Below are 26,215 nucleotides of genomic sequence, written 5' to 3' on the forward strand. Positions count from 1 at the left end.
TCAGCGACCAGCTGCTGGCGCAGAGCGAGCAGGTGGTGCTGCTGATCGAACGCCACACCGGCAGCCAGAGCGCCCGCCTGGTCAACCGCAGCGGCCGCCAGCGCATGCTCAGCCAGCGCATCGCCAAGCTCTACCTGGCCGTCAGCTGGCGTCTGCCGGTCGAGGGCCTGGAGGCGCAGCTGCAAAAAGCCACCGAGGAATTCGAAACCGCCCAGCAGGAACTGCTCGCCGCAAGGCAGAACACCCCGCAGATCAGCCAGGCGCTGCAGAAGGTCGATGCCCAGTGGCGCTTCGCCCGCGCCGGCTTTCGCCTGTCGGCCGACTCGCAGTACGTGCCGACGGTGATCACCACCACCACCGAGACCCTGCTCTGGCAAATGAACGACCTGACCAGCGCCTATGAACAGGCGCTGCAGCAGGGCAGCTGAGACGCGCACCCGGCACTGCCTCTTTGGAGGTAGTGCCATGGGGGAATGGGAGAGCCGTCCCGCGCCGCCTAGGATGACAGCCTAGGAGGTGACCCATGCTGACCGACTCAGAAAACCTCAAGGCCTTGCGCCAGCACCACTTGTTCAACCGGCTGCCCGAGGCCCTGTTCACGGAAGTCAGTTGCCTGGCCATCCAGCGCAAGCTGGACAGCGGCGATGCACTGTTCCACCAGGGCGATGCCGCCGACCGCTTCTATCTGCTGCTCAACGGCCAGATGAAACTGACCCGCGTACTGTTCGAGGGCCAGGAAAAGCTGGTGGAAGTCATCCAGCCCGGGCAGAGCTTCGCCGAGGCCCTGCTGTTCACCGGCGCCAGCCACTACCCCGTGACCTGCAGCGCGCTGAAAGCCAGCAACCTGATCAGCATCGACGGCACCCACTACCGGCGCCTGCTGGAAGAACAGCCGAAGATCTGCCTCGACCTGCTGGCCAGCTTCAGCATGCGCCTGCACCAGCGCCTGGACGAGATCGACACCCTCACCGTCGGCAATGCCAGCCGCCGCGTGGTGCGCTTCCTCTGCCAGGAGCAGCGCGAGGCCGGCAACGGCCAGATCCAGCTCAGCGTGCCCAAGCGCCTGATCGCCTCGCAGCTGGGCATCCAGCCGGAAACCTTTTCGCGCATCCTGCATCGCCTGATCGATGCCGGCCTGATCGCCATGGAGCGCCGCAGCATCCGCGTGCTGGACCGCCCCAGCCTGGCCAACTACTACGAGTGAGCCGGCGCCCGCGAGCGCCCGGCCGCCCGAGGAGAACCCCGATGTCCGATCCCAACCTTCCCCTGGTGTACTCCTGCTCCGGCTGCTCGAACGTGGCACAGCTGGCCAACACCCTGGCCGTGCGCCTGGATCGTGCCGGCCTGGCGGAAATGTCGTGCATCGCCGGGGTCGGCGGGCGCGTCGCCTCGCTGGTCAACAAGGCCAGCAGCGGCCGGCCGATCCTGGCCCTGGACGGCTGCCAGCTGCAGTGCGTGCGCGGCTGCCTGGACCAGCACGGGGTACGCGCCGACGTGCACCTGATCCTCAGCGACCTGGGCCTGAAGAAACGCTACGGCGAGGACTTCAGCGGTGACACGGTCGAGCAGGTCTATGCCGAGGTGGCCGGGCTGATCGCCAGCGACCGCCTGCCGGCGCGCACGGTGGCACTGCAGAGCGGCGGCCACTGACCCTGTAGGGTGCGCCGTACGCACCTAGTGGCCCCTAGGGCAGCCTGCTGAGCTGATTACCGAGCGGGCTGATGGTTTGGATTTCGCCCACCCGGGCGACTCACTTTGACTCGCTGTGCTCGCCCTGCGGGCCAGCCTGCGGCTGTTACTCCGCTTCGCTACGTAGCTTTGTTTGCGCAAAGAAAAGTAAGCAAAAGAAAGCGCACCCCGGCATCCGGCCCTGCGCTTCGCTCCGGGTGCCCTCCCTCCGGTGCCGCTCCGGGGGCCGGCTTACAAGGGCCATCCCTGGCCCTTTAAGCCTCTCGCCGCATCCCTGCGGCTCGTCCCCCTGCGCAACACCTCCACTACTCGCTGCGCTCGCCCTGCGGGCCAGCCTACGGCTGTTACTCCGCTTCGCTACGTTTCGGCCTCCTGACGGGGACTCGGGCTCCGAGCTGCCTGACCGCTCTTTCCTGCCGCTACGCGGATTTGCTTTCCACCCTGCAAGCCATGGAGCTGCACACAACACGCTATTGGGACATCGCCAACCTCAACGCAGCATGGCCGACGATAAAGAGATCCGAAGGTTCTTACAGGCGAAAGCGCGCCATCTGCGCCTGCAGACTGCCCATGTCCTGGTTGATCCGCTGACTGCCCTGCTCGGTGGCCTGCGCCGAGCTGGCCGTGGATTCGGCGATGCCGGCGATGCGCGTGAGCGACTGGTTCATTTCCTCGGCCACCTGCGACTGCTCCTCGGCGGCCGTGGCGATCTGCCCGGTCATGCCGCGGATGGTCTGCACCGCGTTGACGATCTGCACGAACACCCGCTGCACCGCCTCGACCTGCTGCAGGGTCTGCTCGCTGCCCTGGCGCGACTCCTCCATGGCCGTGCCGGCACGCCCGGCCTGGGCCTGCAGGCGCTCGATCAGGCCGCTGATTTCCCCGGCCGAGGCCTGGGTCCGCCCCGCCAGGCTGCGCACCTCGTCGGCCACCACGGCGAAGCCGCGGCCCTGCTCGCCGGCGCGGGCCGCCTCGATGGCCGCGTTGAGGGCCAGCAGGTTGGTCTGCGCGGCGATCGCGCTGATCACCTCCAGCACCCGGGCGATCTGGTCGCTGTCGGCCAGCAGCTGCTGCAGCACCTCGGACAGGCCTTCGACCTGTTGCGACAACTGGCGGATGGCCGCCACCGAGTCCTGCATCAGCGCGTCGCCGCGGCTGGTTTCCTGCTCGGCGGTGTCGGCGGCACCCGCCGCATCCACGGTGCTGCGGGCCACCTCGTGGGAAGTCGCCAGCATCTCGTTCATTGCCGTGGCCACCTGCTCGATCTCGCTGCGCTGGGCCTGCACATGCTCGGCATTGTCCGCCGCCATCGCCGACATCTGCACGCACTGGCCGGCGCCCCCTTCGGCGGCCTGACGCACCGCCCGAATCATCTCGCCGACCTGCTCCAGCAGGCGGTTGTAGGCCGTGGTGATGCGGCCGATCTCGTCATCGCCGTGGCGCACCGCCAGCGGCCGGGAGAAATCGCCGCCGGCGACCAGCTCCAGGCGCCCGCGCAGCTCGTCGACCCGCGCCATCAGCCAGTTCATCCCGGCCAGGCGGCCGAGCACCACCAGCAGCAGGATGGCCAGGGTCGCGCCCATCGACAGCCAACGCTGCAGCGCCGCCGTGTGGTTGCTGTCGGCCGACAGCAGCGTCACCACCTGGTGCATGTCCTTGAGCAGGGCCTCCGATTCGCCGGCCAGCTGCTGCGCCGCGCTGGCCTGGCCGCCGGCGACCCGACGCACCAGCTCGCGGTAGCCCTGCCAGCGCTGGTCGACCAGCTCCAGCTGCGCCCGCGCCGCGGGCAGCTGCACCGCCGGCAGGCCGGCCGGGGCGCCATCGCGCAGGCTCCGGTGGCTCTGCTCGAAGCGCTGGATGGTCTGCTCCAGGCTGCTGGCCGGCAGCAGGTCCTGGGCCACCAGCAGGCTTTCCTTGGCCATTTTCTGGCTCAGCATGCGCTGCGCCCCGGCCATGTCCAGCTGGCTGGCGTCGCGCACCGAAAGGAACAGCACGGCGGCCGTCAGCGCGGCGCAGAGGAAGATCAGGCTGTAGGAGAAGAAGAACTGCGCATTGATGGTGCGCAGGCCCAGGGCGCGCAGGGCGGCCTGGATGCTATCGGTGATCCAGTCGAACATGAGGTTCTCCTTGAAGCCGCCCCGCGTGCCGTGCGGGCCGCTTGTGACGAGCCCACGGACCACGCGGTGACGGATGAATCCCTGTCGCACCGGCCCCATGCCGGATGCAGACATTGCAGCTCCCCTGGCGCCGCCGTATAGCCGGCGGCACCAACGAATTGCAGTACAGCAAAAAACCGGCCAAACACCAGGCCGGCTGCCGTCTGCGCTGCTCTCGGAACCTGTCTACGATCCGCTGCGCGGCAGCCATGCCGGGTTAGAACCGGCTCTAGCTCGCGGGATCGCAGACAGATGTTCAGCCGGCGCTGCCGGCCGCTGTCGATCGGCGTTGCGCCAGGTCCTCGCGCAGCACTTCGCCGACCCGGCACAGCGAGCGCCACAGGCGCGGCGGCAACTGCTCGGGGTCGAGGCTGTCGATCAGGTTCTTCATCGCCAGGCCCAGTTCGGTATCGCCTTCGATGACCAGGCGCCGGCGGAAGAACAGGGTGTCCGGGTCTTCCTGGCGGCTGGCCAGCAGCACGAACTCACGCCAGTTGCCGCGGATGCACACGTCCACCGGCGCCCGCGCCGCCATGCGCAGGCCGCGCCGCTCGCGGGTCAGGCACCAGGCCAGCTGCAGGTCGCTGACCTCCAGGCGCAGCCAGCGCCCTTGCAGCAGATCGAAGGCGCCCTCCTCCACCGGCTCGGCAAACAGCCGCGCCACCACGGCTTCGAGCACCCAGCGCTGCAGGGTGAACGGCACATGACGGGCCAGCCCGAGCAGCGGGTCGGCACTGCGCAACGCCAACTGGGTCAGGTTCAGCACAGGCCGACCTCCTCTGCGCTGAGCATGCCCGGACGGCCATGCCAGTAGCCGTTGCAGCCCTGGGCCAACAGCGGCGGCAAGGCGCCCTGGCGCACCGCGTGGTAGTCGCCGATCACCGCCGGCATGCCTTCGGCCCGCGGGCTCAGGCGCAGGCAGTCGACGCCGCTGTGCTGCACCTCGCGGTAGTCGGCGAGCAGGTTGTTGACCCGCGCCGAGAGGGTCTGGATGCCGTTGAGGGTGAACAGCGCCTCGCCCTCCTGGCTGAGCAGGGGAATGCCTTCGGGGTAGTTGATGCAGCAGAACTGGCAGTCGTCCTTGGGCCGGTTTTCCGCGCGGGCGGTGAAGCAGCGCGCCGAATAGGCCAGCGGCAGGTGGCCGTAGGCGAACAGCTCGACCTCCGGCCGCGGCCGGCCGAGGGCATCGAGCTGGCCCAGGCAATCGCGCAGCAGCGCGGCCGAGCACTCCACCGGCGGCACCCAGCGGCGCAGCCCGCAGTCCTGCAGCTCGGCCAGGGCCTGGGCGTTGTACAGGTTGAGCGCGGGGCCGGCGACGAAGTCCAGGCCCTGCTCGCGCAGCAGCTGCACGGCGCCCATGTCGTTGGCCTCGACCAGCAGCTCGCCATTGCCGCACAGGCGTTTGAGGCTGGACAGCTCGGAAGCCGCCTCGATCAGCGCCAGGCCGGACAGCACCAGCTCGGCGCGCGTGCATTCGCGCAGCTCGCGGGCCAGCCCCAGCCAGTCGTCGAGCGACAGGGCGCGGCGCTTGGAACAGACGGTCTCGCCCAGGTAGATGATGTCGAGCGGCTGGTTGGCCATCTCGGCATAGAAATCCAGCAGTTTGTCGCGCTGCCAGTAGAACAGGACCGGCCCCAGACTCAGTTTCATAACGGCCTCACTGCCAGGATCTATGGTAGGCGCCGAGGGTGCTCTGGCTGCCTTCGGAGAGCCCGTCCAGGGCGCTGCGCCATTGCGGCAGCACGCTGAACTGGGCCGGCGCGCGGGCATGCGCATCCAGCGCGGCGCGCCACACGCGGGTGACCTGCTCGACATAGGCAGGGCTGCGCTGGCGGCCCTCGATCTTCACCGCGGCGATGCCGATCTCGGCCAGCTGCGGGATCAGGTCCAGGGTGTTCAGGCTGGTCGGCTCCTCCAGGGCATGGAAGCGCTGGCCATTGACCAGGAAGCGACCCTTGCACAGGGTCGGGTAGCCGGCCGACTCCTCGGGCCCGTAGCGGTCGATCAGCACCCCGCCCAGGCGCGAGCTGAGGCCCTCGGCCTCCTCCTGCCAGCGCACCGCCTTGGCCGGCGAGCAGACCCCGCACAGGTTCGGCGACTCGCCGGTGACGTAGGACGACAGGTGGCAGCGGCCCTCGGCCATGATGCACAGGCTGCCGAAGGCGAACACCTCCAGCGGCACCGTGCTGCGCTCCGCCACCTGGCGCACCTGGGCCAGCGACAGCACCCGCGGCAACACCGCGCGGCGGATGTTGTAGCGCTGCTGGTAGAAGGCCAGCGCCGCCGCGTTGGTCGCCGAGCCCTGCACCGACAGGTGCAGGTTGAGGTCGGGGTAGCGCCGGCTGGCGTAGGCCAGCACGCCGGGATCGGCGGCGATCAGCGCATCCACGCCGAGATCGGCGGCCTGGTCGACCGCGCGCTGCCAGCGCGCCCAGCCCTGCGGCTGGGCGTAGGTGTTGACCGCCACATAGAGCTGCTTGCCGCGCTGGCGGATCAGCTGCAGGCCGCAGTCCAGCTGCTTCTCGTCGAGGTTGAGGCCGGCGAAGTGACGGGCGTTGGTGTCATCGCGAAAGCCCACGTAGATGGCGTCCGCGCCTTGCTGCAGCGCAGCCTTGAGGGCGGGCAGACTGCCCGCCGGACACACCAGATGCATGCGAAAACCCCTTGCTCGGAATGCGTGGCGCCACTCTAGGGCGCTGCCCGGTGCACGCCTTGACCATGGTCAAGCCGTGTCAGTCGAGCAGCGCGCTGAACGGCAGGAAGTCGATCGGTTCGCCGGCCACCAGGGTCCGCTCGCAGTCGACGATGGCCAGGCCGTCGGCCCAGCAGGCGGCGGTGAGCATGGCCGAGCCCTGCTTGGGATGCGCCACCGCGCGCAACTGGCCGTCGACCATCTGCAGGCGCGCGCGCAGGTACTGGCGGCGCGCGTTGCGCTTGCTCCAGGCGAAGCCGGCGGGGACCTGCAGCGGCTGCGGCATGACCTCGCGGCAGCCCTGGGCACGCAGGAGGAACGGCCGCGCCACCACCAGGGCGGTGATCAGCGCCGCCGCCGGGTTGCCCGGCAAGCCGATCCACGGCGTGCCGCAGACGTGGCCGAAGGCCAGCGGCTTGCCCGGCTGGATCGCCAGGCGCCACAGGTGCAGCTCGCCCAGTTCGCGCACGGCCTGCTTGAGGTGGTCTTCCTCGCCGACCGAGACGCCGCCGGAGGTGATCAGCACATCCCATTCCGAGGCGGCCAGGCTCAGGGCGTCGCGGCTGGCGGCCAGCTCGTCGACCAGGATGGCGCAGTCGTCCACCTCGCAGCCCAGGCTGCGCAGCACGCCGCCGATGCTGTAGCGGTTGGCGTTGTAGATCTGCCCGGGCAGCAGCGGCTCGCCCGGTTCGCGCAACTCGTTGCCGCTGCTCAGCAGGCCGACGCGCAGGCGCCGGTGCACGGCCACCTCGGCGATGCCCAGGCTGGCCAGCAGGCCCAGTTCCTGCGGACGCAGGCGCACGCCGGAATCGAGCACGCAGCTGCCGGCGTCGAACTCCTCGCCGCGCCGGCGCACATGGGCGCCGGCCACCACCGGCGGCAGGTGCACCGCGGCGCCCTCCTCGCGCGCCTGCTCCTGCGCCACCACGCTGTCGGCCCCCGGCGGCAGCGGCGCGCCGGTGAAGATGCGCACCGCATGCCCAGCCGGCAGCGGTTCCAGGGCCGAGTCGCCGGCGGCGATGCGCCCGGCCAGCGGCAGCTTGCCGCCCTCGGCCGGCAGGTCGGCGGCGCACAGGGCGTAGCCGTCCATGGCGCTGTTGTCCCAGGCCGGCATCGGCCACAGCGCGTGCACCGGCTCGGCCAGCACGCGGCCGCCGGCCTCGCTCAGCGGCACCCACTCGGCCAGCGGGGCCGGCGGTACGCGCTGCAGCAGTTCGGCAATCGCCTGGTCGACCGGGCGCAGCTCATGGCCGTGGCCATCGCAGCCACAGGCGCTCACGAGCGGGCTCCGCACGCCGCCACCGGTTGCTCCGGCAGCTGCTTGAGGTGCGGCACGAAGTTGCACGGGCGGGTGCGGCTATCCAGCTGCTCGACCAGGATCTTGCTCCAGGCGGTGCGGCAGGCGCCCGGCGAGCCGGGCATGCAGCACACCAGGGTGCCGTTGCTGATGCCGGCCAGGGCGCGCGACTGCACGGTGGAGGTGCCGATCTCCGCCAGGGACACCTGGCGGAACAGCTCGCCGAAGCCGTCGACCTGCTTGTCCAGCAGCGGCGCCACCGCCTGCGGCGTGTTGTCCCGCGCGGTGAAGCCGGTGCCGCCGGTGATCAGCACCGCCTGCACCAGCGGGTCGGCGATCCAGGCGCACAGGCGTGCGCGGATCTGCCAGATGTCGTCGGGGACGATGGCGCGCTCGTACAGCGCATGCCCGGCCGCCTCCAGGCCATCGATCAGGGTCTGTCCGGAGCTGTCGGTGAGCACGGTGCGCGTGTCGCTGACGGTGAGCACTGCGATGCGCAGTGACTGGAATTCGACGCTGGACAAGTGGGCCATGCTGCAAATCTCCGCAAGATATCTGCGCGCAGCCTGCGCCCCCACCTGGCCGGCGCCCATTCCCCGTTGGAGGTATCACCCGGGGTAGCTCGCCGCAGCCTTGACCGGGATCAATGCCCGGCGCGGCCCTTGATCCCGATCAAGGCCGCCGCGATCCGGCGCGACTAGCCTGACGACAACGGCCTGGAACCCGACCAAGGTGGCGCCATGAGCAAGAAATTCCCCCTGCAGCCCAAGCACCCCGAACGCATCTGCTGGGGCTGCGACCGCTACTGCCCGAGCGGCTCGCTGGCCTGCGGCAATGGCGCCGACCGCACCATGCACCCGATGGAGATGCTCGGCGAGGACTGGTACCTGTTCGGCGACTGGGGCATCGATCCGCCGGCCGAGCAGGCCGACTCCGGCCCCAGCGACGAGGCGGCCTGAGCCGCTCGCTATAGATTCGGCCCGCAAATAGATTGATTGGTGTAGGAGTCAGCTTGCTGGCGATGCTCTTCACGCCCCGAATCGCCAGCAAGCTGGCTCCTACAATCAATAGCTACGCCGTTTAACCCGGCCTTCACACTTTATTCGGGCCGGATCAAAAGGCCCAGCGCTGCGCGGCCTGCTGGTCGCTGTCACGGGCGGCCACCCACTGGCTGCCCTGGTCGCCGAGTTCCTTCTTCCAGAACGGCGCGCGGGTCTTCAGGTAATCCATGATGAAGGCGCAGGCGTCGAAGGCCGCCTGGCGATGGGCGCTGGCCACGCCGACGAAGACGATCGGCGCACCCGGCGCCAGCTCTCCGACCCGGTGCACGATGCTCACCGCCAGCAGTGGCCAGCGCTGACGGGCCTCGGCCTCGATGGCGGCCAGGGCCTTCTCGGTCATGCCCGGGTAGTGTTCGAGAAACAGGCCGTGCACGTCCTGGCCGACATTGAAGTCGCGCACATAGCCGACGAAGCTGACCAGCGCGCCGACGCCCGGGTTCTGCCCGTGCAGGGCATCGAGCAAGGCGCCGCTGTCGAAGGGTGCGCTCTGCACACTGACGCTCATCTCAACCTCCGGTCACGGGCGGGAAGAACGCCACTTCGTCGCCGTCGACCAGCGCTTCGGCAGGGCTGCACAGCTCCTGGTTGCGTGCGCACATCAGGTTGCGCGCGGCCAGCTCGGTCCAGTTGCCGCCGCGTTCCACCAGCAGCTGGCGCAGTGCACCGACGGTCGCCAGCGCGGGCTGCCAGGCCAGCTGCTCGCGGTCCAGGCCGAGCTGCTCGCGGTAGCCGGCGAAGTAATGAATGGTCAGCATGGGACTCTCTCCTTGCACTCGGGGCCAGGCGCATACGGCACCGGCCCGAGGCCTGTTTCAGCTAACAGGCTGTTGAAAAACTACCTGCGTTGTCTGGCCGTTGTTAAAAACAGCCTCAAAATGCTCATTTACAGCTCGTAAACTGCGCTTTTTCGGCTGTTTTTGCCTAGTCCAGCCTGCCTCGCCGACGTTTTTCAACAGCCTGCTAATGGATGCGCTCGGTGCGCCTGGGCGCGGCCGCGTTGCGCCGACCGGGCTATCCCAGCAGCTTGCACACGCGCCGCCTTGACCAGACTCAAGGGGCGCGGAAATCTCCGGACGCCCCGCCGCTCTTCTGCAGCAGGCGTACCGATTCGATGAGCATGCCGCGGTCCACCGCCTTGCACATGTCGTAGATGGTCAGCGCGGCGACGCTGGCGGCCGTCAGCGCCTCCATCTCCACCCCGGTCTGCCCGGCCAGCTTGCAGCGCGCCTGGATGCGCACGCCGTCCTCGCCGCAAGCCTGCAGCTCGACCTTGACGCTGGTGAGCATTAACGGATGGCACAGTGGAATCAGCTCCGAGGTTTTCTTCGCCGCCTGGATGCCGGCGATGCGCGCCACGGCGAACACGTCGCCCTTGGGGTGGCCGCCGGCCACGATCATCTGCAGGGTGGCGGGCAGCATGCGCACCCGGGCTTCGGCCACGGCCTCGCGGGTGGTCGGCGGCTTGTCGGTGACGTCGACCATAGTGGCGCGCCCCTGGGCATCGAGATGGGTCAGCATTGCGGTTTCCTCATGGTTCAGATCAGGTTCAGTCGGCGCGCCAGCTTGCGCAGGTTGCTCGGATCCATCTGCAGGTCGCGGGCGGTGGCCGCCCACTTGCCCTGGCGGCGGGCCAGGGCGGCTTCGATCAGTTCGCGCTGGCAGCGCTCCACCGCCGCCTGCATCGCCTCGACCGCCGGCGGTGCCAGGGCGGGGGTGGCCTTGTGCTGCGCCGCCGGGGTGGCGTCCAGGCCCAGCCAGGGCGCCTCGATGCTGAGCAGCGCGGTGCGTGATTCCGCCTGGCTGAGCACCTTGAGCGCCGCCCGGCTGATGACGTGTTCCAGTTCGCGCACATTGCCCGGCCAGGTATAGGCCAGCAGCGCCCGCTCGGCATCGCTGGACAGGCGCAGGCAGCGCAGGCCGAGGCGCGCGCGGTTGAGTTCGAGGAAGTGCCCGGCCAGCACCAGCACATCGCGGCCGCGCTCGCGCAGCGGCGGGATATGCACCGGGTAGACCGACAGGCGGTGATACAGGTCGGCGCGGAAACGCCCCTCGCGCACCTCCTCCCACAGGCGCCGGTTGGTCGCCGCGATCACCCGCACATCGACGTGCCGCGGCTGGTCGGCGCCCAGGCGCTGGATCTCGCCGTTCTGCAGGGCGCGCAGCAGCTTGGCCTGGATCGACAGCGGCAGCTCGCCGATCTCGTCGAGAAACAGGGTGCCGCCATTGGCCGCCTCGAAGCGCCCGGGGCGGTCCTGGCCGGCGCCGGAGAAGGCGCCCTTGGTGTGGCCGAACAGCTCGCTCTCGGCCAGGGTCTCGGGCAGCGCCGCACAGTTGACGTAGACCAGCGGCTTGCGCGCCCGCGGCGAGTGGGCGTGCAGCCAGCGGGCGAACAGCTCCTTGCCCACCCCGGTTTCGCCCTGCAGCAGCACCGGCAGGTCGGAGTCGGCGACCACACCGAGCTCGTCGAGCAGCTCGCGCAGCACCGGGCTGCCGCCGAGGATCATCGACTCGCGCTGATCGCCGTCCTCGACCGACTCGCGCCGCGCCAGGCGCAGGCTGCGCACCTCGCCTTCCAGGCGGCTGACCCGCAGCCCCGCCTCGATCAGCAGGGCGTAGCGCTGCAGGCGCTCGCGGGCGTGGCGGTCGAAGCTGCCGGGGCTGAGCGCGTCGAAGGTCACCGCGCCCCACAGGGCGCCGTCCAGGTACAGGCTCATGCCCATGCAGTCGTGCACCGGCAGCGGCTCGTCGGGGCTGTCTTCGAGCAGGCCGTCGTAGGGGTCGGGCAGCTCGCTGTCGGCGGCGAACTGCAGCGGCTCGCGCTGCGCCAGGATCTGCGCCAGGCGCGGGTGGCGGGCCAAGGCGAAGCTGCGGCCGAGCACATCGTGGGCCAGGCCGACGGCGGCCTGCGGGCGCAGGCTCTCGCCATCCAGGCGCAGCAGCACCACGGCGCTGCAGGCGAAGGCCTCACGCAGGCTGACCACCAGGCGCTGCAGGCGCACGGCGGTCGGCAACTCGCCGGCCAGGTCGGCCAGCAGCACGTTCTGCAACGGGGTCAAATCTACCATTTCGGGTACCTGGCACCTTGAAATTCCCGGGTAGATTAGACCTCAAAAGGACGCAAGCCCTTGATTTTCGTCAAGTCCAGACCCGGCACGCTGCTTGCGATAGAGCATTCGAGACTTAGCCCGATACGGAGCCCCCCCAATGGCCACTCAACTGCTCGATCACACCCTCGGCAACCTGGCATGCAACATCCCCGGCGCCACCCGGGTATTCCACGCCTTCCATCTGGACTTCTGCTGCGGCGGGCAGAAGTCCCTGCGTCAGGCGGCGCTGGAGCGCGGCATCGACGCCCTGGCGGTGCAGGAGCGCCTGCTCGCCCTCAACCCGGACGACGCGCTGGAAGCGGACTGGCGCAAGGCCTCCAACGAGCGCCTGATCGAACACCTGCTGCAGCGCTACCACGAGGTCCATCGCCAGCAACTGCCGGAGCTGATCCGCCTGGCGGCACGGGTCGAGCAGGTCCACGGCAGCCGCGCGGAATGCCCGCGCGGCCTCACCGACCTGCTGATCGCCATGCAGCAGGAGCTGGAAAGCCACATGCAGAAGGAGGAGCAGATCCTCTTCCCGATGATCCAGCGCGGCGGCGGCCTGATGGCCGGCGGGCCGATCTCGGTGATGCGCTACGAGCATGAGCAGCACGGCGACGCGCTGGAGCAGCTGATCGAACTGACCGACGACATGCAGCCGCCAGCCAATGCCTGCAACACCTGGCGCGCCCTGTACCGCGGGCTGGACGAGCTGCGCATCGACCTGATGCAGCACATCCACCTGGAAAACAACCTGCTGTTCCCCCGCGCCCTCGGCGAGGAGGCCCAAAATGGGTGAGTACCGCAAACTCTGGTAGCTGCTGATCGGCGTCCTCGGGGTCACCTTCTGCCTGCTCGGCTGGTTCGGCCGCGAGGTCTACCGCCAGGCTCCGCCGATCCCCAGCCAGGTGCAGAGTGCCGATGGCACCCGGCTGTTCGGCGACGAAGACACCCTCGACGGGCAGACCGCCTGGCAGAGCGTCGGCGGCATGCAGCTCGGTTCGATCTGGGGCCATGGCGCCTACCAGGCGCCGGACTGGACCGCCGACTGGCTGCACCGCGAACTGACGGCCTGGCTCGACCTGGCCGCCCAGGACGGCTTCCAGCGGCCCTACGCCGAGGTCGACGAGGATCACCAGGCCCTGCTGCGCCAGCAGCTCAAGCGCGAGTACCGCGGCAACCAGGTGGCCGACGGCGTGCTGGTGCTGAGCGAACGCCGCCTGGCCGCCATGCAGCAGACCGCCGCCTATTACGACGCACTGTTCGGCAGCGACCCGGCCCTGCAGGGCAGCCGCAAGAGCTTCGCCATGAAGGAAGGCACCCTGCCCGACGCGGCGCGGCGCGAGCAGCTGACCCGCTTCTTCTTCTGGACCGCCTGGGTGGCCGCCACCGAGCGGCCGGGGCAGCAAGCCACCTACACCAACAACTGGCCGCACGAGCCGCTGATCGGCAACCAGCCGACCGCGGAAAACCTGATGTGGTCGATCCTCAGCGTGATCCTGCTGATCGCCGGGATCGGCTTCCTGGTCTGGGCCTGGGCCTTCCTGCGCGACCACGAGGAGGACGAACCCGCCGCGCCGCTGCACGATCCGCTGAGCCTGGTGGCGCTGACCCCGTCGCAGAAGGCGCTGGGCAAGTACCTGTTCCTGGTGGTCGCGCTGTTCGGCTTCCAGGTCATGGTCGGTGGCGTCACCGCGCACTACACGGTGGAGGGCCAGGATTTCTACGGCATCCCGCTGTCGCAGTGGTTCCCCTACACGCTGATGCGCACCTGGCATATCCAGAGCGCGCTGTTCTGGATCGCCACCGGCTTCCTCGCCGCCGGGCTGTTCCTGGCGCCGATCATCAACGGCGGCAAGGACCCGAAATTCCAGAAACTCGGCGTCGATGTGCTGTTCTGGGCCCTGGTCGCGGTGGTGGTCGGCTCCTTCGTCGGCAACTACCTGGCCATCGCCCAGATCATGCCGGCCGAGTGGAACTTCTGGCTCGGTCACCAGGGCTATGAATACGTCGACCTCGGCCGCCTGTGGCAGATCGGCAAGTTCGCCGGCGTGGCCTTCTGGCTGCTGCTGATGCTGCGCGGCATCCTGCCGGCCTTCCGCCAGCCCGGCGACAAGAACCTGCTGGCCCTGCTGTCGGCCTCGGTGATCGCCATCGGCCTGTTCTACGGTGCCGGCTTCGCCTACGGCGAGCGCACCCACCTGTCGGTGATGGAGTACTGGCGCTGGTGGGTGGTGCACCTGTGGGTGGAAGGCTTCTTCGAGGTCTTCGCCACCACCGCGCTGGCCTTCATCTTCTCCAGCATGGGCCTGGTGTCCAGGCGCATGGCCACCACCGCCAGCCTGGCGTCGGCCTCGCTGTTCATGCTCGGCGGCGTGCCCGGCACCTTCCACCACCTGTACTTCGCCGGTACCACCACCCCGGTGATGGCGGTCGGCGCCACCTTCAGCGCCCTGGAAGTGGTGCCGCTGATCGTGCTCGGCTACGAGGCCTGGGAGAACTGGCGGCTGAAGAGCCGCGCGCCGTGGATGGAACGGGTCAAGTGGCCGCTGATGTGCTTCGTTGCCGTGGCCTTCTGGAACATGCTCGGCGCCGGGGTGTTCGGCTTCATGATCAACCCGCCGATCTCGCTGTACTACGTGCAGGGCCTCAACACCACGCCGGTGCATGCGCATGCCGCGCTGTTCGGGGTCTACGGCTTCCTCGCCCTGGGCTTCACCCTGCTGGTGCTGCGCTACATCCGCCCGCACCTGCAGTTCAACGAGAGCCTGATGAAGACCGCCTTCTGGTGGCTCAACGGCGGCCTGGTGCTGATGATCGCCACCAGCCTGCTGCCGATCGCCATCCTGCAGTTCCACGCCAGCGCCAGCCAGGGCCTGTGGTACGCCCGCAGCGAGGCTTTCATGCAGCAGGACCTGCTGCAGACGCTGCGCTGGGTGCGCACCTTCGGCGACGTGGTGTTCATCATCGGCGCCCTGGCCATGGCCTGGCAGGTGATCTACGGCGTGCTGTTCGGCGCCCGCGAGCCGGAACCACTGGCCGAGGTGCAGGCGCAACGCAGCCGCTGAGGAGGCGCAGGAGCGAATCGGCAAAGCGCGCTACGCTCTAGTGGTCTGTACGGTTAATTCATGCCTAGCCACACAGGCCACTATCCATGCACCACGCTCCCCGGCGTGCGTGCATGAACCACGACCCGCTGCCGCCTGCGGCAGCGACCCCAAGGATAAACGGGCCGCCAGCAGCCCCGGGAGGTGATATGAGCAAGCTCCAGCAGATCTTGAATGAACCGGGCAGCACGCCGCTGTGGGTGGTGTTCTGGCTCTACGGCGTGGCGCTCAGCCATGTGCTGTTCGGCCTGATCATGGTCGCCTTCAACACGGTCGATACCGCGCTGTTCGGCCTGATGTTGCTGAGTTTCGTCGCCTACACCGCCTTCGTGCTCAACGCCGTGTGGCGCAATGCGCAGAATGTCGGCGAGCCGATGTACGGGCAGATCGCCCGCTACCTCACGGTGGCCTGGTCGATCAATGCGGTGCTGGTGTCCGGCTTCCTGTTCCTCAGCCACCTGAATGCCGTGGTTACGCCGCTGCCGTCGGTTTTCTAGCCCGCGCAGCGCCCTCCCCCCTCAAGCCACAAGGCCCGCTAATGCGGGCCTTGTGCTTTCACTTTCAACCAAGGAAAGGCATCAGATAGGCCGCCGTATGGCCGCGCCGTTCGGCGCTTTCGCTCAGCTCCCAGTGCGCCAGGCTGCGCAGGTGCACTTCATCCGGCCCGTCGGCGAAGCGCAGCGCCCGGCCCAGGGTGTAGAAATCCGCCAGCGGCGTGTCCGGGCTCAGGCCCATGGCGCCGAACACCTGCATGGCGCGGTCGACCACCCGGCAGAGCATGCGCGGCACCGCCGCCTTGATCATGGCGATCTCCCTGCGCGCCGCCCTGGCCCCCACCGCATCGAGCATCCAGGCGGTCTTCAGCACCAGCAGGCGCGCCTGTTCGATGTCCAGGCGCGACTCGCCGATCCAGTCGCCGATATTGGCGTACTGCGCCAGGTGACGACCGAACAGCTTGCGCTCCTGGCAGCGCTCCAGCAGCAGCTGCAAGGCCAGCTCGGCCATGCCGATGGCGCGCATGCAGTGGTGCACGCGCCCCGGCCCCAGGCGCGCCTGGGCCATCATGAAACCGTCGCCTTCGGCGCCGAGCAGATGATCGAGCGGCACCCGCACATCGCGCAGGAGGATTTCCGCATGACCTTCCGGCGAGACGTGGTTGAGCACCGGGATATTGCGCAGCACCTGCACGCCGGGCGTGTCGAACGGCACCAGGAGCATGCTCTGCTGGCGATGGGCAGGGCCATCCGGGTCGGTCTTGCCCATCACGATCAGCAGCTTGCAAGCGGGGTGCGTCGCGTTGGTGATGAACCACTTGCGCCCGTTGAGCACGTAGTGCTCGCCCTCGCGGCGGATCAGGGTCTGGATATTGCTGGCGTCCGCGGACGCCACGTCCGGCTCGCTCATGGCGAATGCCGAGCGGATGCGGCCGTCGAGCAGGGGATCGAGCCAGCGCTCGCGCTGCGCCGGGCTGGCGAACAGGTGCAGCAGCTCGATATTGCCGGTATCCGGCGCGCTGCAGTTGAACACCTCGGACGCCCAGGGGATGGCGCCCATGATTTCCGCCAGCGGCGCATATTCCAGGTTGCTCAGGCGGGTGCCCGGCTCATTGGCCTGCAGCCCCGGCAGGAACAGGTTCCACAGGCCCTCGCTGCGCGCCAGCGCCTGCAGGTCGGCCATGAACGACACCGGCAACTGCCCGGCGCGCACCTCGGCCTGCCACTGGGCATGCCGCGGCAGCACATGCTGGTCGATGAAATCGCGCAGTTGCCGGCGCAGGCTGTCTACTCGGGGGCTGAAGGCGAACTCCATGGGGCTGTCCTCTCTAGGATTCAGCCTGCCACGCTAGGCCGATAGCGCGAGCGACAGAAGCATGTTGGCCGGCGCCGATGGACGACCATCAGCGCCGCGCCTTCTTGACCGCCATCATGGTGCCGGCTGCAGGCCGCGCCAGGCGCGGCAGTTGCCGAGGGGCGCGGCTCAGTGGCCGCCGGCCGGCTTGCGCTTGATGGTCTTGAGCAGGTCTTCGGGGCTGATATAGCCGACCATGCTGGCACTGCTGCCCGGCTGCGGCTGGTGCAGGATATGGCCCTTCATCTTGCCGATGATGTGCATCTCGCAGGGCTTGCAGTCGAACTTGAGGGTCAGCACCTCGTCCTGATGGATCAGCTGCATGTCCGCCACCTTGGTGCGTACGCCGGTGACGCCCTTGGCCTGCTTGGGGCACAGGTTGAAGGAGAAGCGCAGGCAGTGCTTGGTGATCATCACCGGCACCTCGCCGCTTTCCTCGTGGGCCTCGTAGGCCGCATCGATCAGTTGCACGCCAAAGCGCTGGTAGAAGGCGCGGGCCTTGGCGTTGTAGACGTTGGCGAGGAAGGTCAGGTGCGCCTCCGGGTACACCGGCGGCGGCACGCTGACCGGCTTGCGGCTGCCACGCGGATGGGCGGCCACCCGCGCCGCGGTCAGCGCCTCGATGGCTTCGCGGCGCAGGGCCTTGAGCTGCGAGTTGGGCACGAACAGGGCCTGCGGTGCGTCGATCTGCACGGCAGTGACGTAATAGATGGTGGTGCCCAGCTTGCTCAGGGTGTCGGCCAGCTGCGCGCGGGCCTGCTCGGCATCCTTGGCCGGGCCGAACGGGCCGGGCAGGCTGACGCTGGCGCTGCTGCCGTCCTCGCTGGTCACCGTCAGGCGCAGCCCGGCTTCGCCCAGCTCGGCCTGCCAGCCGACCGCCACGCGGCGCTCGGACGAGGTCTTGAGCAGCGCCTGCTGCCAGTTGTGGTCGAGGTTGCGGTTGAGCACCTGGTGCGGGCGCAGCTGCTTGAGCTCGGCCGGCATCTCGTTGGGCACCACGCGGTACTGCCACTGGCTGCTGCCTTCTTCCTCGACCTGGGCCAGCTGCTCCACTGTGTTGGCGCGAAAGCCCACCACTTCGCGCTTGATCAGCACGTTGAGGCCATCGCCATTGTTGAGCTTCTCGCTGGTCTGCACGGTGAGGTCGTGCTTGCCGACCTTGAGCACTTCACCCACCGGCAAGCCGACGAACTTGGGCGACTCGAAGGCGCCGATGTCGATCTTGCGGTCGGTGACGAAGTAGTCGGTGCTGCCGCGGTGGAAGGTCTTTTCCGTGTCCGGGGTGAAGAAGTGCTCGGTGCGGCCGCTGGAGCTGCGCGCCAGTTCCGGGCGCTGGGTGAGGATGGCGTCCAGCTCCTGGCGGTAATGAGCGGTGATGTTCTTCACGTAGCTCATGTCCTTGTAGCGGCCCTCGATCTTGAACGAGCGCACGCCGGCATCGACCAGGTGGATCAGGTTGGCGGTCTGGTTGTTGTCCTTCATCGACAGCAGGTGCTTGTCATAGGCGACCACGCGGCCCTGGTCGTCCTTGAGGGTGTAGGGCAGGCGGCAGGCCTGGGAGCAGTCGCCGCGGTTGGCGCTGCGCCCGGTCTGCGCATGGGAGATGTTGCACTGGCCGGAGAAGGCCACGCACAGCGCGCCGTGGATGAAGAACTCGACGGCGGCATCGACGCTGTCGCTGATGGCGCGGATCTGCTCCAGGTTCAGCTCGCGGGCCAGGACGATCTGCGAGAAGCCGGCCTGGGACAGGAACTTGGCCTTGTCCAGGGTGCGGATGTCGCACTGGGTGCTGGCATGCAGCTCGATCGGCGGGATGTCCATTTCCATCACGCCCATGTCCTGCACGATCAGCGCATCGACGCCGGCGTCGTAGAGCTGCCAGATCAGCTGGCGCGCCGGCTCCACTTCGTCGTCATGCAGGATGGTGTTGATGGTGACGAACACCTTGGCGTGGAACAGGCGGGCGAACTCCACCAGCCCGGCAATGTCCGCCACGCTGTTGCTCGCATTGTGCCGCGCGCCGAAGCTGGGGCCGCCGATATACACGGCGTCGGCGCCATGCAGGATGGCTTCCTTGGCGATGGCGGCATCGCGCGCCGGGCTGAGCAGTTCGAGGTGGTGCTTGGGCAGGGACATGGTCTGGATTCGGCTTCGCGCTGGGTGGTCACGGAATAGCCGGCCATTTTAGCGCGAAAGCCGGTGGATTCCGCGCCCAGATGACAACCGGGTACGCGGGCGCTGCCGGCAGAGCGCAAAGGCGCTCAAGCTGCGCGAAATGCCGGCCGGGCTCGAACAGCCGATTAGCAGGCTGTTGAAAAACGTAGGCGAGGTAGTCAGCGCAAGGCAAAAACAGGTGGAACGTAGCAACGCGGAGTAACAGCCGAAGGCTGGCCCGCAGGGCGAACGTAGTGAGTCAAAAGCGCAGTTTACGAGCTGTAAATGAGCATTTTGAGCCTGTTTTTAACGCCGCGATGGCAACGCAGGTAGTTTTTCAACAGCCTGATAGACCTGCATAGCATGTGGGTTAATCTGGTATACGGATGGCAGTTCCCCTGTGCAGATTGCGCCCACCATGCAGACATTCGCAAAGATCCTCCTGGCCCTCGCCCTGCTCTGCCTGACCGCCTGGGGCGCCGCCGCGCTGCTGATCGCCGGTCCCCAGGGCAGCCTGGGCCAGGCGCTGGCCGCCGGCATGGCCCTGCCGAGCCTGTTCGCCGTGACCCGCCTGTGGCGGCGCCCAGGCCGCGCCCTGGCCACCGGCCTGCTGCTGGCGGTCGGCGCCACCTGGCTGCTGTGGTGGCAGTCACTGGCGCCGTCCAACGAGCGCCAGTGGCAACGCGATGTGGCGGTGCTGCCCTCGGCCACCGTCGAGGGCAACCGCATCACCCTGCACAACGTGCGCAACTTCCAGTATCGCAGCGAGTACGACTACAGCCCCGCGTACTACGACAAGCAGGTCAAGCTGGACGAACTGGTCGGCGTCGACCTGATCGCCACCTACTGGATGGGCCCGTCGATCGCCCATATCTTTCTCAGCTTCGCCTTCGCCGATGGCCAGCACGTGGCCGTGTCCATCGAAACCCGCAAGGAAGTCGGCGAAAGCTACTCGACCATCAACGGGTTCTTCCGCCAGTACGAGCTGTACTACGTGGTGGCCGACGAGCGCGACGTCATCGGCCTGCGCACCAACCACCGCGACAACCCGCCCGAGCAGGTCCATCTGTACCGCCTGCAAGGCCCGCTGGACAACGCCCGGCGCCTGTTCATGGCCTATGTCGAGCGGATCAACCAGCTGCACCAGCGCCCCGAGTTCTACAACACCCTGACCACCAACTGCACCACCAGCATCTGGATGAGCAGCCAGGTCAACGAACAGCACCTGCCGTTCAGCTGGAAACTGCTGGCCAGCGGCTATCTGCCCGAATACCTCTATCAGCAAGGCCGGCTGGCCGGCAGCCAACTGCCCTTCGCCAGCCTGCAGCAGGGTGCCCTGATCAATGCCAAGGCGCGCGCTGCCGGCGACTCGCCGGAGTTCTCGCGCCTGATCCGCCAACCCTGACCGACAGCCCACACCGCCAAGGCCGACCATGACCGCCATGCCCCGCTTTCTCGCCCTGCTGCTTGCCAGCGCCGTCCTGCCCCCCGCCCAGGCGGCGGTGAACAGCCCATCTGCCGAGGCCCCCCCGAAACGCCCGCGCATCTGCCTGGTGCTGTCCGGCGGCGGCGCCCGCGGCGCGGCCCATGTCGGGGTGCTCAGGGTGCTCGAGGAATACCGCGTGCCGGTGCACTGCATCGCCGGCACCAGCATGGGCTCGCTGGTGGGCGCGGCCTACGCCACCGGCACCACCCTGCCGGAGATGGACGTCATCCTCAGCAGCATTTCCACCGAGCTGCTGTTCAAGGAGGAGCCGCCGCGCCAGGAACTGGCCATGCGCCGTAAACAGGACGACTACGAAATCCTCTTCACCCCCGAGGTCGGCCTGAGCAAGGGCGAGGTCAAGCTGGGCAAGGGCATCGTCACCGGCGTGCAGCTGGAAACCGTGCTGCGCCAGCTGAGCAAGACCAAGGGCTACCAGCACTTCGACCGCCTGCCGATTCCCTACCGCGCGGTGGCCACCGACCTGGTCACCGGCCAGGCCGTGGTGTTCGAGGAGGGCGAACTGGCCAACGTGATGCGCGCCAGCATGTCGGTGCCGGGCGCCGTGGCCCCGGCCGAGTTCAACGGCATGATGCTGGTCGACGGCATGCTGACCAGCAACCTGCCGGTCGAGACGGCCCGGCAGATGGGCGCCGACGTGATCATCGCGGTCAACGTCGGCACCCCGCTGCTCAAGCGCGAGCAGCTCAACGGCATCCTCGGCGTCTCCGGGCAGATGCTCAGCATCCTCACCGAGCAGAACGTGCAGGCCTCGCTGGCCAGCCTGCAGCCACAGGACATCCTGATCTCCCCGGAGCTGGGCGACTACGCCACCGGCGACTTCGACGCCCTGCCGCACATCGCCCCGCTCGGCGAGGCCGCCACCCGCAAGATGGAGCAACGCCTGCGCCCGCTCGCGCTGCCGCCGGCCGAATATGCCGCCCTGCGCCAGCAGCAGACCCACCAGGCCAAGCCCGAGCAGCTGGTGGTCGACCGGATCCGCTTCGACAACCTGCAGCGGGTCAACCCCCAAGCCTTGGTCGGCCTGGTCGACACCCAGGTCGGCCAGCCGATCGACCAGGCCGTGCTCGACAAGGACATGCGCCGCCTGTACGGCACCGGCGACTTCGAGCATGTCAGCTACCGGGTGCTGGAAGAGGACGGCCAGCGCGTGCTGGCCATCGACGCCGTCGAGAAGACCTGGGGCCCCGACTACCTGCGCTTCGGCCTGGGGCTGGCCAGCGACTTCGACGGCGACTCGTCCTTCAACCTGCTCGGCAGCCACCGCCAGACCTGGCTCAACGACCGCGGTGCCGAGTGGCGCAACGACATACAGATCGGCCAGACCACCAGTTGGCAGAGCGAGTGGTACCAGCCGCTGAGCGCCGGCAACCCGCTGTTCGTCGCCCCGCACCTGGCCATCACCCAGCGCAGCGCCGACCTCTACGACGATGACCGGCGCATCGGCACCTACGACATGTTCTCGACCCTGGCCGGCGTCGACGTCGGCAGCCAGTTCAACCGCTACGGCGAACTGCGCCTGGGCCTGGTCACCGGCCAGGTCAGCCCCAGCCTGGACAGCGGCCCCGACTACCTGGAGCCGCTGGACAAGCGCCTGCAAGCCGGCGCCCTCACCGCGCGCCTGCGCCTGGACCAGATCGACAGCGCCAACTTCCCCCGCTCCGGCTGGCGCGGCGAGCTCAATGTGTTCGATTCGCAGCAGGCGCTCGGTGCTGAAGAGGAATATGCCAAGTGGTCGGGGAGCTTGAACTCGGCCATTTCCTTCGGCCCGCACACCTTCAACTTTGCCTTGTTCGCCGCGGACAAGCTGGGTAACGAGCCGCTGCCCAACCACGAGTACTTCCAGTGGGGCGGCTTCCTCAAGCAGTCCGGCTATGCCCCGGACCAGCTGCTCGGTGAAAGCCTGCAGTTCGGCCGCCTCATGTACTACCACCGCATCATGCAGGGCACCCTGCTGGAAGGTGCCTACGGCGGCATTTCCATGGAAGTCGGGCGCGTGGGCGAACCGCTGGTGAAGAGCAACAGCGACGACTGGATCCTCTCCAACAGCCTGTTCATCGGCACCGACAGCCCGCTCGGCCCGCTCTACCTGGGCTACGGCCGCGCCGACGACGGCAACAGCAGCCTGTACTTCTACCTGGGCCGACCGTTCTGATGGTTTGCGAACGGCGCGGGGGCGACAACAGCCAGCTCAACCGGAAACCAGGATTTACCCTGGATTCTGCGTTTGCAGGAACCTGCCTCAGGGCTGCCGTAGAAGACGAAAGCAGCCCCATCGCATGATCCCCAGCCGCCCCTACCGACGAAACAGTTCTGGACTGAAGCCTAAGCTCGAAGGTATCACTTCCCTGTTTTCGGCGTTGCCTCAGACCACACGCAACAACCTGACATGCAACCACTCTGAGCCTGCAAAACCGGCATCAGACGAGACCGACGAGCCAGCAAAAACAATCCACGGCCTTCAGGGTACTGGCAGGGGCGCGTGAGCCAGCCACATGGTTTCATCGTTGCGCGTGCAGCCCGCAGCGAGTGAGTGATCTCCCATGAACTCCGAATACTGAAATAGTCAAATTACAATTAAGGATATTCTTGCCAAAAAAATTTATTGAGAGACTTTCCTCACCGCCGGAAACGGCACCCGACCCGAGGATCTCACCATGCAAAACCTGAATCGCAAACATCACCTATTCGTAGCCCTGCTGCTCGGCAGCCTCATCACCCTCGGCAGCGCTTCGTCTTTCGCAGCGGACGGCAGTGAACGCCTGAAGCTCAGAGCCGCCCCTATCACGGCAAGCAAACTTCAGCGCCTGGCAGAAGATGGCAGCGAACGCAGCCGCCTCTACCGGCTCAAGCGTCATCTTGATGTGGTGGAGGGCGGTTCAGATCGTGCGTTGCTATCACGCAAAGCATGATCCATGCTCGCCCCAGCAAGCCCCTGAGCGGAGCCCCGATCAGGGGTTTTTATTGGACATGAAAACGCGACCGCAGAAACAGTACCGAGTTGCTGCAATGTGTTTGCCTTTGCAATCAGGGTGGACAGAGAGCAGTACTTCCAAAGCCAAGCTTGAGATTCTTTTACTAGCAGGCAAACACTTGCCAGTGAAGCAACTGCAGCAGATGGCCGAGCCACTCCGGGTGTTCGGCCAGCGCCGCGGGCAGGCGATTGGGTTGGATAGCCAGTTGCAGTAACTGAACTCTTACCGCATCAATCGGTTCGGTGCGCAGCAGCAGCCCCTGGCGCCAGACCAGTACGTTTTCTGCCGGCCAGTCCTGGGCTGTGGGTGCCGTGGCGGTCCCGTGCTGACTGGCCCACAGGCGGTACAGCGGATGATCCGAGCACAGCAGGGTTACCGAGGGATGCCAGTGCAGCGGCTGTGTCAGGCGATCAGTGAGGGTCGCCAGGTCCATGTCTGCCAAGCTCAGTACGGGGGCATCAGCAGCGTGGAAGGTACACAGGCGAGCCCACTCCAGTCGGGCAATGTCCGCGAGATAACCGAGCGCACTCAAAGGCTGAAAATCAGCGATGAAATCGGACAGCTCGGCGCCGTATTCATGCAGGGCGGCCGAGCGTGGTGGATGCTGCTGGATGAACACTGCGGCCAGCGCGGTGAAATAGTCCGCCCCGAGCAACTGCGCCAGCACCGGAAAGCCCTGACGCAGAGCTTCCGTACGGGACGCCCGGACGTTGTTGCGGTAAACGGCAAAACGCCGGGAAAAGGCCAAGTCACCCGGCTCGCCCAGATGCAGCGGAACGGCTTCCGCGCTGTGCAGCGCCTGGTTGAATTCCTCCAGCGCCATGGGCGTCATAGGTGTTTCTCCCGGCCGGCGCAGGGCGGCATATAGGGGCTTTGCTGCAGCGCCCTGGCGCAATCGACTTCGGCCGCCAAGGTGCTCCAGGCGGGCAACTCGCGGTCCCATTCGATCAGGCTGGGACGCGGGCCGGCCAGCAGCAGCCACTGCACATACAGGGCCCAGGTGTCGTCGGCCACCGCACTGGCGTGATCGTCGATCAGCAACGTGCCGTCGCCAATCGTCATGCGGGTGTGACCAGCCAGGTGCAGCTCCCCTACCCGCTCAGCCGGCAAGGCTTTGAGGTAGGTGTCCGCGCTGCCACCGCAGTTGTGACTGCTGACCAGGAGATTGTTCAGATCCAGCAGCAGGCCGCAGTCGGTATCCCGGCAAAGCTGACGGAGAAACTCCACCTCGCTCATGTCGGACTCGTCCAGACGCAGGTAAACGGCCGGATTCTCGATCAGGATCGTGCGCCCCAGCGCCTCCTGCACCTGCTGTATGCGCGAGCTGACCCGCTGCAGCGTGGCGGCGTTGTAGGCCAGCGGCAGCAGATCGCCCAGGTACTGGCCGGCATGCCCGGACCAGGCCAGGTGCTCGGACACCAGTTGGGGTTCGTAGCGTTCGCATAGCCTGCGCAGGCGTTGTAGATGCTCAACGTCCAGCGGATCAACGCCGCCCAGCGAAAGCCCCACGCCATGCACCGACAGCGGCAGGTGCCGGCGCAGCTCGGCGAGCTGGGCATGCAGCAGGCCGCCTTGGCCGAAGTAGTTTTCCGCGTGGATCTCGATGAAGTCGACGCGCCCCGGATTGGCCAGCAGGGCGTCGAAGTGCACCGGCTTGAACGCCACACCGGCACCGCCACGGAGCGCGAGACTGTTCATGGTTCAGGGCCTCTGCACGGGCTCGAGCGAACCTTTGCCGAAGGGGGTTTCGATCTGCAGACAGGTGCCTGCCGGAACCAGCTTCCAGGCGTTGCCCTGATAGTCGATCTTCGAGGTGCCCGCGCAGGAGGTGCCGGGGCCGGCGGCGCAGTCGTTCTGCCCGGCCAGCGAAATGCCGTAGCACTTTTCCTTGCCAGCATTGACCGGAGCATCGGCCGCGCTGGCCGACTGGCTGGCGGCGAGCAAGGCACTGGCCAGCGACAGGGCCAGGCAGGTGTTGAGCTTTTGCATAAAGTACTCCTCAGGGAAGGTCAGTTCTGCAGCCGGGCCAGTGCCCGCTGCACGGCGGGCCGGGCACTGATGCGTTCAACCCAGGCGCGGACATGGGGGAATTGGTGCAGGTCGACGCCGGCATAGTCGGCGATGCGCAGCCAGCTGAAGTGCATGATGTCGGCGATCGAGTAGCGGCTGCCGGCGAGCCAGGGCACTTCGGCCAGACGCTCGTCCAGGAGAGCGGTCAGGCGCAGCGACTCGTTGCGGTAACGCTCGATGGCCAGAGGTACCGGCTCGGGTGCCGAGCGCAGGAACCAGCCGGCCTGGCCGAACATCGGCCCGACACTGGCGACCTGCAGGAACAGGTATTCCATGGCGCGCTGGTACTCACGCGGATCAACCGGCAGCAAGTCACCGTGCTTCTGCGCCAGGTACAACAGAATGGCGCCGGATTCGGCCAGATTGAGCGGTTGTGCGCCGGGACCGTCGAGATCGACCAGCACGGGAATCCTCCCATTGGGATTGAGCGCCAGAAACGCCGGGCGCTTCTGCTCACCCTGGCTCAGGTTGACCTTGATCAGCCGGTACTCGATACCCAGCTCTTCCAGGGCGATCGGCACCTTGAGACCGTTGGGGGTATTGGCGCTGTAGAGTTCAATCATTGCGGTGCCC

26 protein-coding genes are annotated in these 26,215 nt (G+C 67.5%); 10 read left to right on the plus strand and 16 right to left on the minus strand.

Annotated elements, in window-relative coordinates; genetic code table 11:
* The 3 genes from F3I16_RS13110 to F3I16_RS13120 form a co-directional block, all read left to right on the plus strand.
* Positions 1 to 428, plus strand: a 428-nt coding sequence (locus F3I16_RS13110) for a type IV pili methyl-accepting chemotaxis transducer N-terminal domain-containing protein (RefSeq protein WP_178116668.1), incomplete at its 5' end; no start/stop codon positions are given.
* 95 nt (positions 429 to 523) lie between these two features.
* The gene (locus F3I16_RS13115; RefSeq protein ID WP_160079040.1) at positions 524 to 1,204 is read left to right on the plus strand and encodes a Crp/Fnr family transcriptional regulator; all 681 of its coding nucleotides are present in this window, start codon (positions 524 to 526) and stop codon (positions 1,202 to 1,204) included.
* A 41-nt stretch (positions 1,205 to 1,245) separates the two neighbouring features.
* Positions 1,246 to 1,650, plus strand: a complete 405-nt coding sequence (locus tag F3I16_RS13120; RefSeq protein WP_160494042.1) for a putative zinc-binding protein — start codon at positions 1,246 to 1,248, stop codon at positions 1,648 to 1,650.
* Between the two features lie 569 nt (positions 1,651 to 2,219).
* Here F3I16_RS13120 and F3I16_RS13125 read toward each other — a convergent pair.
* The 6 genes from F3I16_RS13125 to moaB all read right to left on the minus strand — a co-directional run bounded on the left by F3I16_RS13125 (position 2,220) and on the right by moaB (position 8,367).
* A complete protein-coding gene (locus F3I16_RS13125; protein ID WP_160494043.1) occupies positions 2,220 to 3,806 on the minus strand; it encodes a methyl-accepting chemotaxis protein in 1,587 nt (528 codons plus the stop codon).
* A gap of 295 nt (positions 3,807 to 4,101) precedes the next feature.
* Positions 4,102 to 4,611: an SCP2 sterol-binding domain-containing protein gene (locus F3I16_RS13130; RefSeq protein WP_160494044.1), complete on the minus strand. Its 510-nt coding sequence runs from the start codon at positions 4,609 to 4,611 to the stop codon at positions 4,102 to 4,104.
* On the minus strand, positions 4,605 to 5,495 hold the full coding sequence (locus tag F3I16_RS13135) for a U32 family peptidase (protein ID WP_160494045.1): 891 nt from the start codon (positions 5,493 to 5,495) through the stop codon (positions 4,605 to 4,607). The genes F3I16_RS13130 and F3I16_RS13135 overlap by 7 nt, the downstream gene beginning before the upstream one ends.
* Before the next feature lie 7 nt (positions 5,496 to 5,502).
* On the minus strand, positions 5,503 to 6,498 hold the full coding sequence (locus F3I16_RS13140) for a peptidase U32 family protein (RefSeq protein ID WP_160494046.1): 996 nt from the start codon (positions 6,496 to 6,498) through the stop codon (positions 5,503 to 5,505).
* Positions 6,499 to 6,577: 79 nt separating this feature from the next.
* Positions 6,578 to 7,816: a gephyrin-like molybdotransferase Glp gene (gene glp / locus F3I16_RS13145; protein WP_160494047.1), complete on the minus strand. Its 1,239-nt coding sequence runs from the start codon at positions 7,814 to 7,816 to the stop codon at positions 6,578 to 6,580.
* On the minus strand, positions 7,813 to 8,367 hold the full coding sequence (gene moaB / locus F3I16_RS13150; RefSeq protein ID WP_160494048.1) for a molybdenum cofactor biosynthesis protein B: 555 nt from the start codon (positions 8,365 to 8,367) through the stop codon (positions 7,813 to 7,815). The genes glp and moaB overlap by 4 nt, the downstream gene beginning before the upstream one ends.
* 207 nt (positions 8,368 to 8,574) lie before the next feature.
* Between moaB and F3I16_RS13155 the strand changes: the two genes are divergently transcribed.
* Positions 8,575 to 8,793, plus strand: coding sequence for a DUF3079 domain-containing protein (locus F3I16_RS13155; protein ID WP_160494049.1), 219 nt, complete (start codon positions 8,575 to 8,577; stop codon positions 8,791 to 8,793).
* Positions 8,794 to 8,947: 154 nt separating this feature from the next.
* On the opposite strand, the gene moaE is transcribed toward F3I16_RS13155, so the two are convergent.
* The 4 genes from moaE to norR all read right to left on the minus strand — a co-directional run bounded on the left by moaE (position 8,948) and on the right by norR (position 11,960).
* Positions 8,948 to 9,400, minus strand: a complete 453-nt coding sequence (gene moaE / locus F3I16_RS13160) for a molybdopterin synthase catalytic subunit MoaE (protein WP_160494050.1) — start codon at positions 9,398 to 9,400, stop codon at positions 8,948 to 8,950.
* A gap of 1 nt (position 9,401) precedes the next feature.
* Entirely contained in the window at positions 9,402 to 9,650 is a 249-nt protein-coding gene (gene moaD / locus F3I16_RS13165; RefSeq protein WP_160488447.1) for a molybdopterin converting factor subunit 1, read from the minus strand.
* Between the two features lie 295 nt (positions 9,651 to 9,945).
* On the minus strand, positions 9,946 to 10,413 hold the full coding sequence (gene moaC, locus F3I16_RS13170) for a cyclic pyranopterin monophosphate synthase MoaC (protein ID WP_160494051.1): 468 nt from the start codon (positions 10,411 to 10,413) through the stop codon (positions 9,946 to 9,948).
* A gap of 17 nt (positions 10,414 to 10,430) precedes the next feature.
* Complete coding sequence (gene norR, locus F3I16_RS13175) at positions 10,431 to 11,960, minus strand: nitric oxide reductase transcriptional regulator NorR (protein WP_160494052.1); 1,530 nt, start codon at positions 11,958 to 11,960, stop codon at positions 10,431 to 10,433.
* Positions 11,961 to 12,099: 139 nt separating this feature from the next.
* Between norR and ytfE the strand changes: the two genes are divergently transcribed.
* The 3 genes from ytfE (at position 12,100) to F3I16_RS13190 (ending at position 15,588) form a co-directional block, all read left to right on the plus strand.
* A complete protein-coding gene (gene ytfE, locus F3I16_RS13180; RefSeq protein WP_160494053.1) occupies positions 12,100 to 12,783 on the plus strand; it encodes an iron-sulfur cluster repair protein YtfE in 684 nt (227 codons plus the stop codon).
* Positions 12,784 to 12,892: 109 nt separating this feature from the next.
* Positions 12,893 to 15,052, plus strand: coding sequence for a nitric-oxide reductase large subunit (locus F3I16_RS13185; protein ID WP_372239629.1), 2,160 nt, complete (start codon positions 12,893 to 12,895; stop codon positions 15,050 to 15,052).
* A 188-nt stretch (positions 15,053 to 15,240) separates the two neighbouring features.
* A complete protein-coding gene (locus F3I16_RS13190) occupies positions 15,241 to 15,588 on the plus strand; it encodes a hypothetical protein (protein ID WP_160494054.1) in 348 nt (115 codons plus the stop codon).
* A gap of 64 nt (positions 15,589 to 15,652) precedes the next feature.
* Here the strand turns inward: F3I16_RS13190 and F3I16_RS13195 are convergent, their stop codons facing one another.
* Both F3I16_RS13195 and F3I16_RS13200 read right to left on the minus strand, forming a co-directional pair.
* A complete protein-coding gene (locus F3I16_RS13195; RefSeq protein ID WP_160494055.1) occupies positions 15,653 to 16,900 on the minus strand; it encodes an acyl-CoA dehydrogenase family protein in 1,248 nt (415 codons plus the stop codon).
* Positions 16,901 to 17,068: 168 nt separating this feature from the next.
* Positions 17,069 to 19,075 (minus strand): U32 family peptidase, encoded by a 2,007-nt coding sequence (locus F3I16_RS13200; RefSeq protein ID WP_160494056.1) that lies wholly within the window; start codon positions 19,073 to 19,075, stop codon positions 17,069 to 17,071.
* A 436-nt stretch (positions 19,076 to 19,511) separates the two neighbouring features.
* On the opposite strand from F3I16_RS13200, the gene F3I16_RS13205 reads away from it, so the two are divergent.
* The 3 genes from F3I16_RS13205 (at position 19,512) to F3I16_RS13215 (ending at position 23,509) form a co-directional block, all read left to right on the plus strand.
* The gene (locus tag F3I16_RS13205; RefSeq protein WP_160494057.1) at positions 19,512 to 20,498 is read left to right on the plus strand and encodes a DUF4105 domain-containing protein; all 987 of its coding nucleotides are present in this window, start codon (positions 19,512 to 19,514) and stop codon (positions 20,496 to 20,498) included.
* A gap of 28 nt (positions 20,499 to 20,526) precedes the next feature.
* The gene (locus F3I16_RS13210; protein ID WP_218573249.1) at positions 20,527 to 22,752 is read left to right on the plus strand and encodes a patatin-like phospholipase family protein; all 2,226 of its coding nucleotides are present in this window, start codon (positions 20,527 to 20,529) and stop codon (positions 22,750 to 22,752) included.
* Positions 22,753 to 23,254: 502 nt separating this feature from the next.
* The gene (locus tag F3I16_RS13215; RefSeq protein WP_160494058.1) at positions 23,255 to 23,509 is read left to right on the plus strand and encodes a hypothetical protein; all 255 of its coding nucleotides are present in this window, start codon (positions 23,255 to 23,257) and stop codon (positions 23,507 to 23,509) included.
* Between the two features lie 166 nt (positions 23,510 to 23,675).
* On the opposite strand, the gene F3I16_RS13220 is transcribed toward F3I16_RS13215, so the two are convergent.
* The 4 genes from F3I16_RS13220 to F3I16_RS13235 are packed head-to-tail and all read right to left on the minus strand — an operon-like array spanning position 23,676 to position 26,205.
* Complete coding sequence (locus tag F3I16_RS13220; protein WP_160494059.1) at positions 23,676 to 24,404, minus strand: putative DNA-binding domain-containing protein; 729 nt, start codon at positions 24,402 to 24,404, stop codon at positions 23,676 to 23,678.
* The gene (locus tag F3I16_RS13225; protein ID WP_160494060.1) at positions 24,401 to 25,270 is read right to left on the minus strand and encodes a DUF692 family multinuclear iron-containing protein; all 870 of its coding nucleotides are present in this window, start codon (positions 25,268 to 25,270) and stop codon (positions 24,401 to 24,403) included. The genes F3I16_RS13220 and F3I16_RS13225 overlap by 4 nt, the downstream gene beginning before the upstream one ends.
* A gap of 3 nt (positions 25,271 to 25,273) precedes the next feature.
* On the minus strand, positions 25,274 to 25,561 hold the full coding sequence (locus F3I16_RS13230; RefSeq protein ID WP_160494061.1) for a DUF2282 domain-containing protein: 288 nt from the start codon (positions 25,559 to 25,561) through the stop codon (positions 25,274 to 25,276).
* A 20-nt stretch (positions 25,562 to 25,581) separates the two neighbouring features.
* The gene (locus F3I16_RS13235) at positions 25,582 to 26,205 is read right to left on the minus strand and encodes a glutathione S-transferase family protein (protein WP_160494062.1); all 624 of its coding nucleotides are present in this window, start codon (positions 26,203 to 26,205) and stop codon (positions 25,582 to 25,584) included.
* Between the last annotated feature and the right edge of the window lie 10 nt (positions 26,206 to 26,215).

Origin of the sequence: Pseudomonas sp. L-22-4S-12 (assembly GCF_009799935.1) — a bacterium.
In the GTDB taxonomy this organism is placed as follows: Bacteria; Pseudomonadota; Gammaproteobacteria; order Pseudomonadales; family Pseudomonadaceae; genus Aquipseudomonas.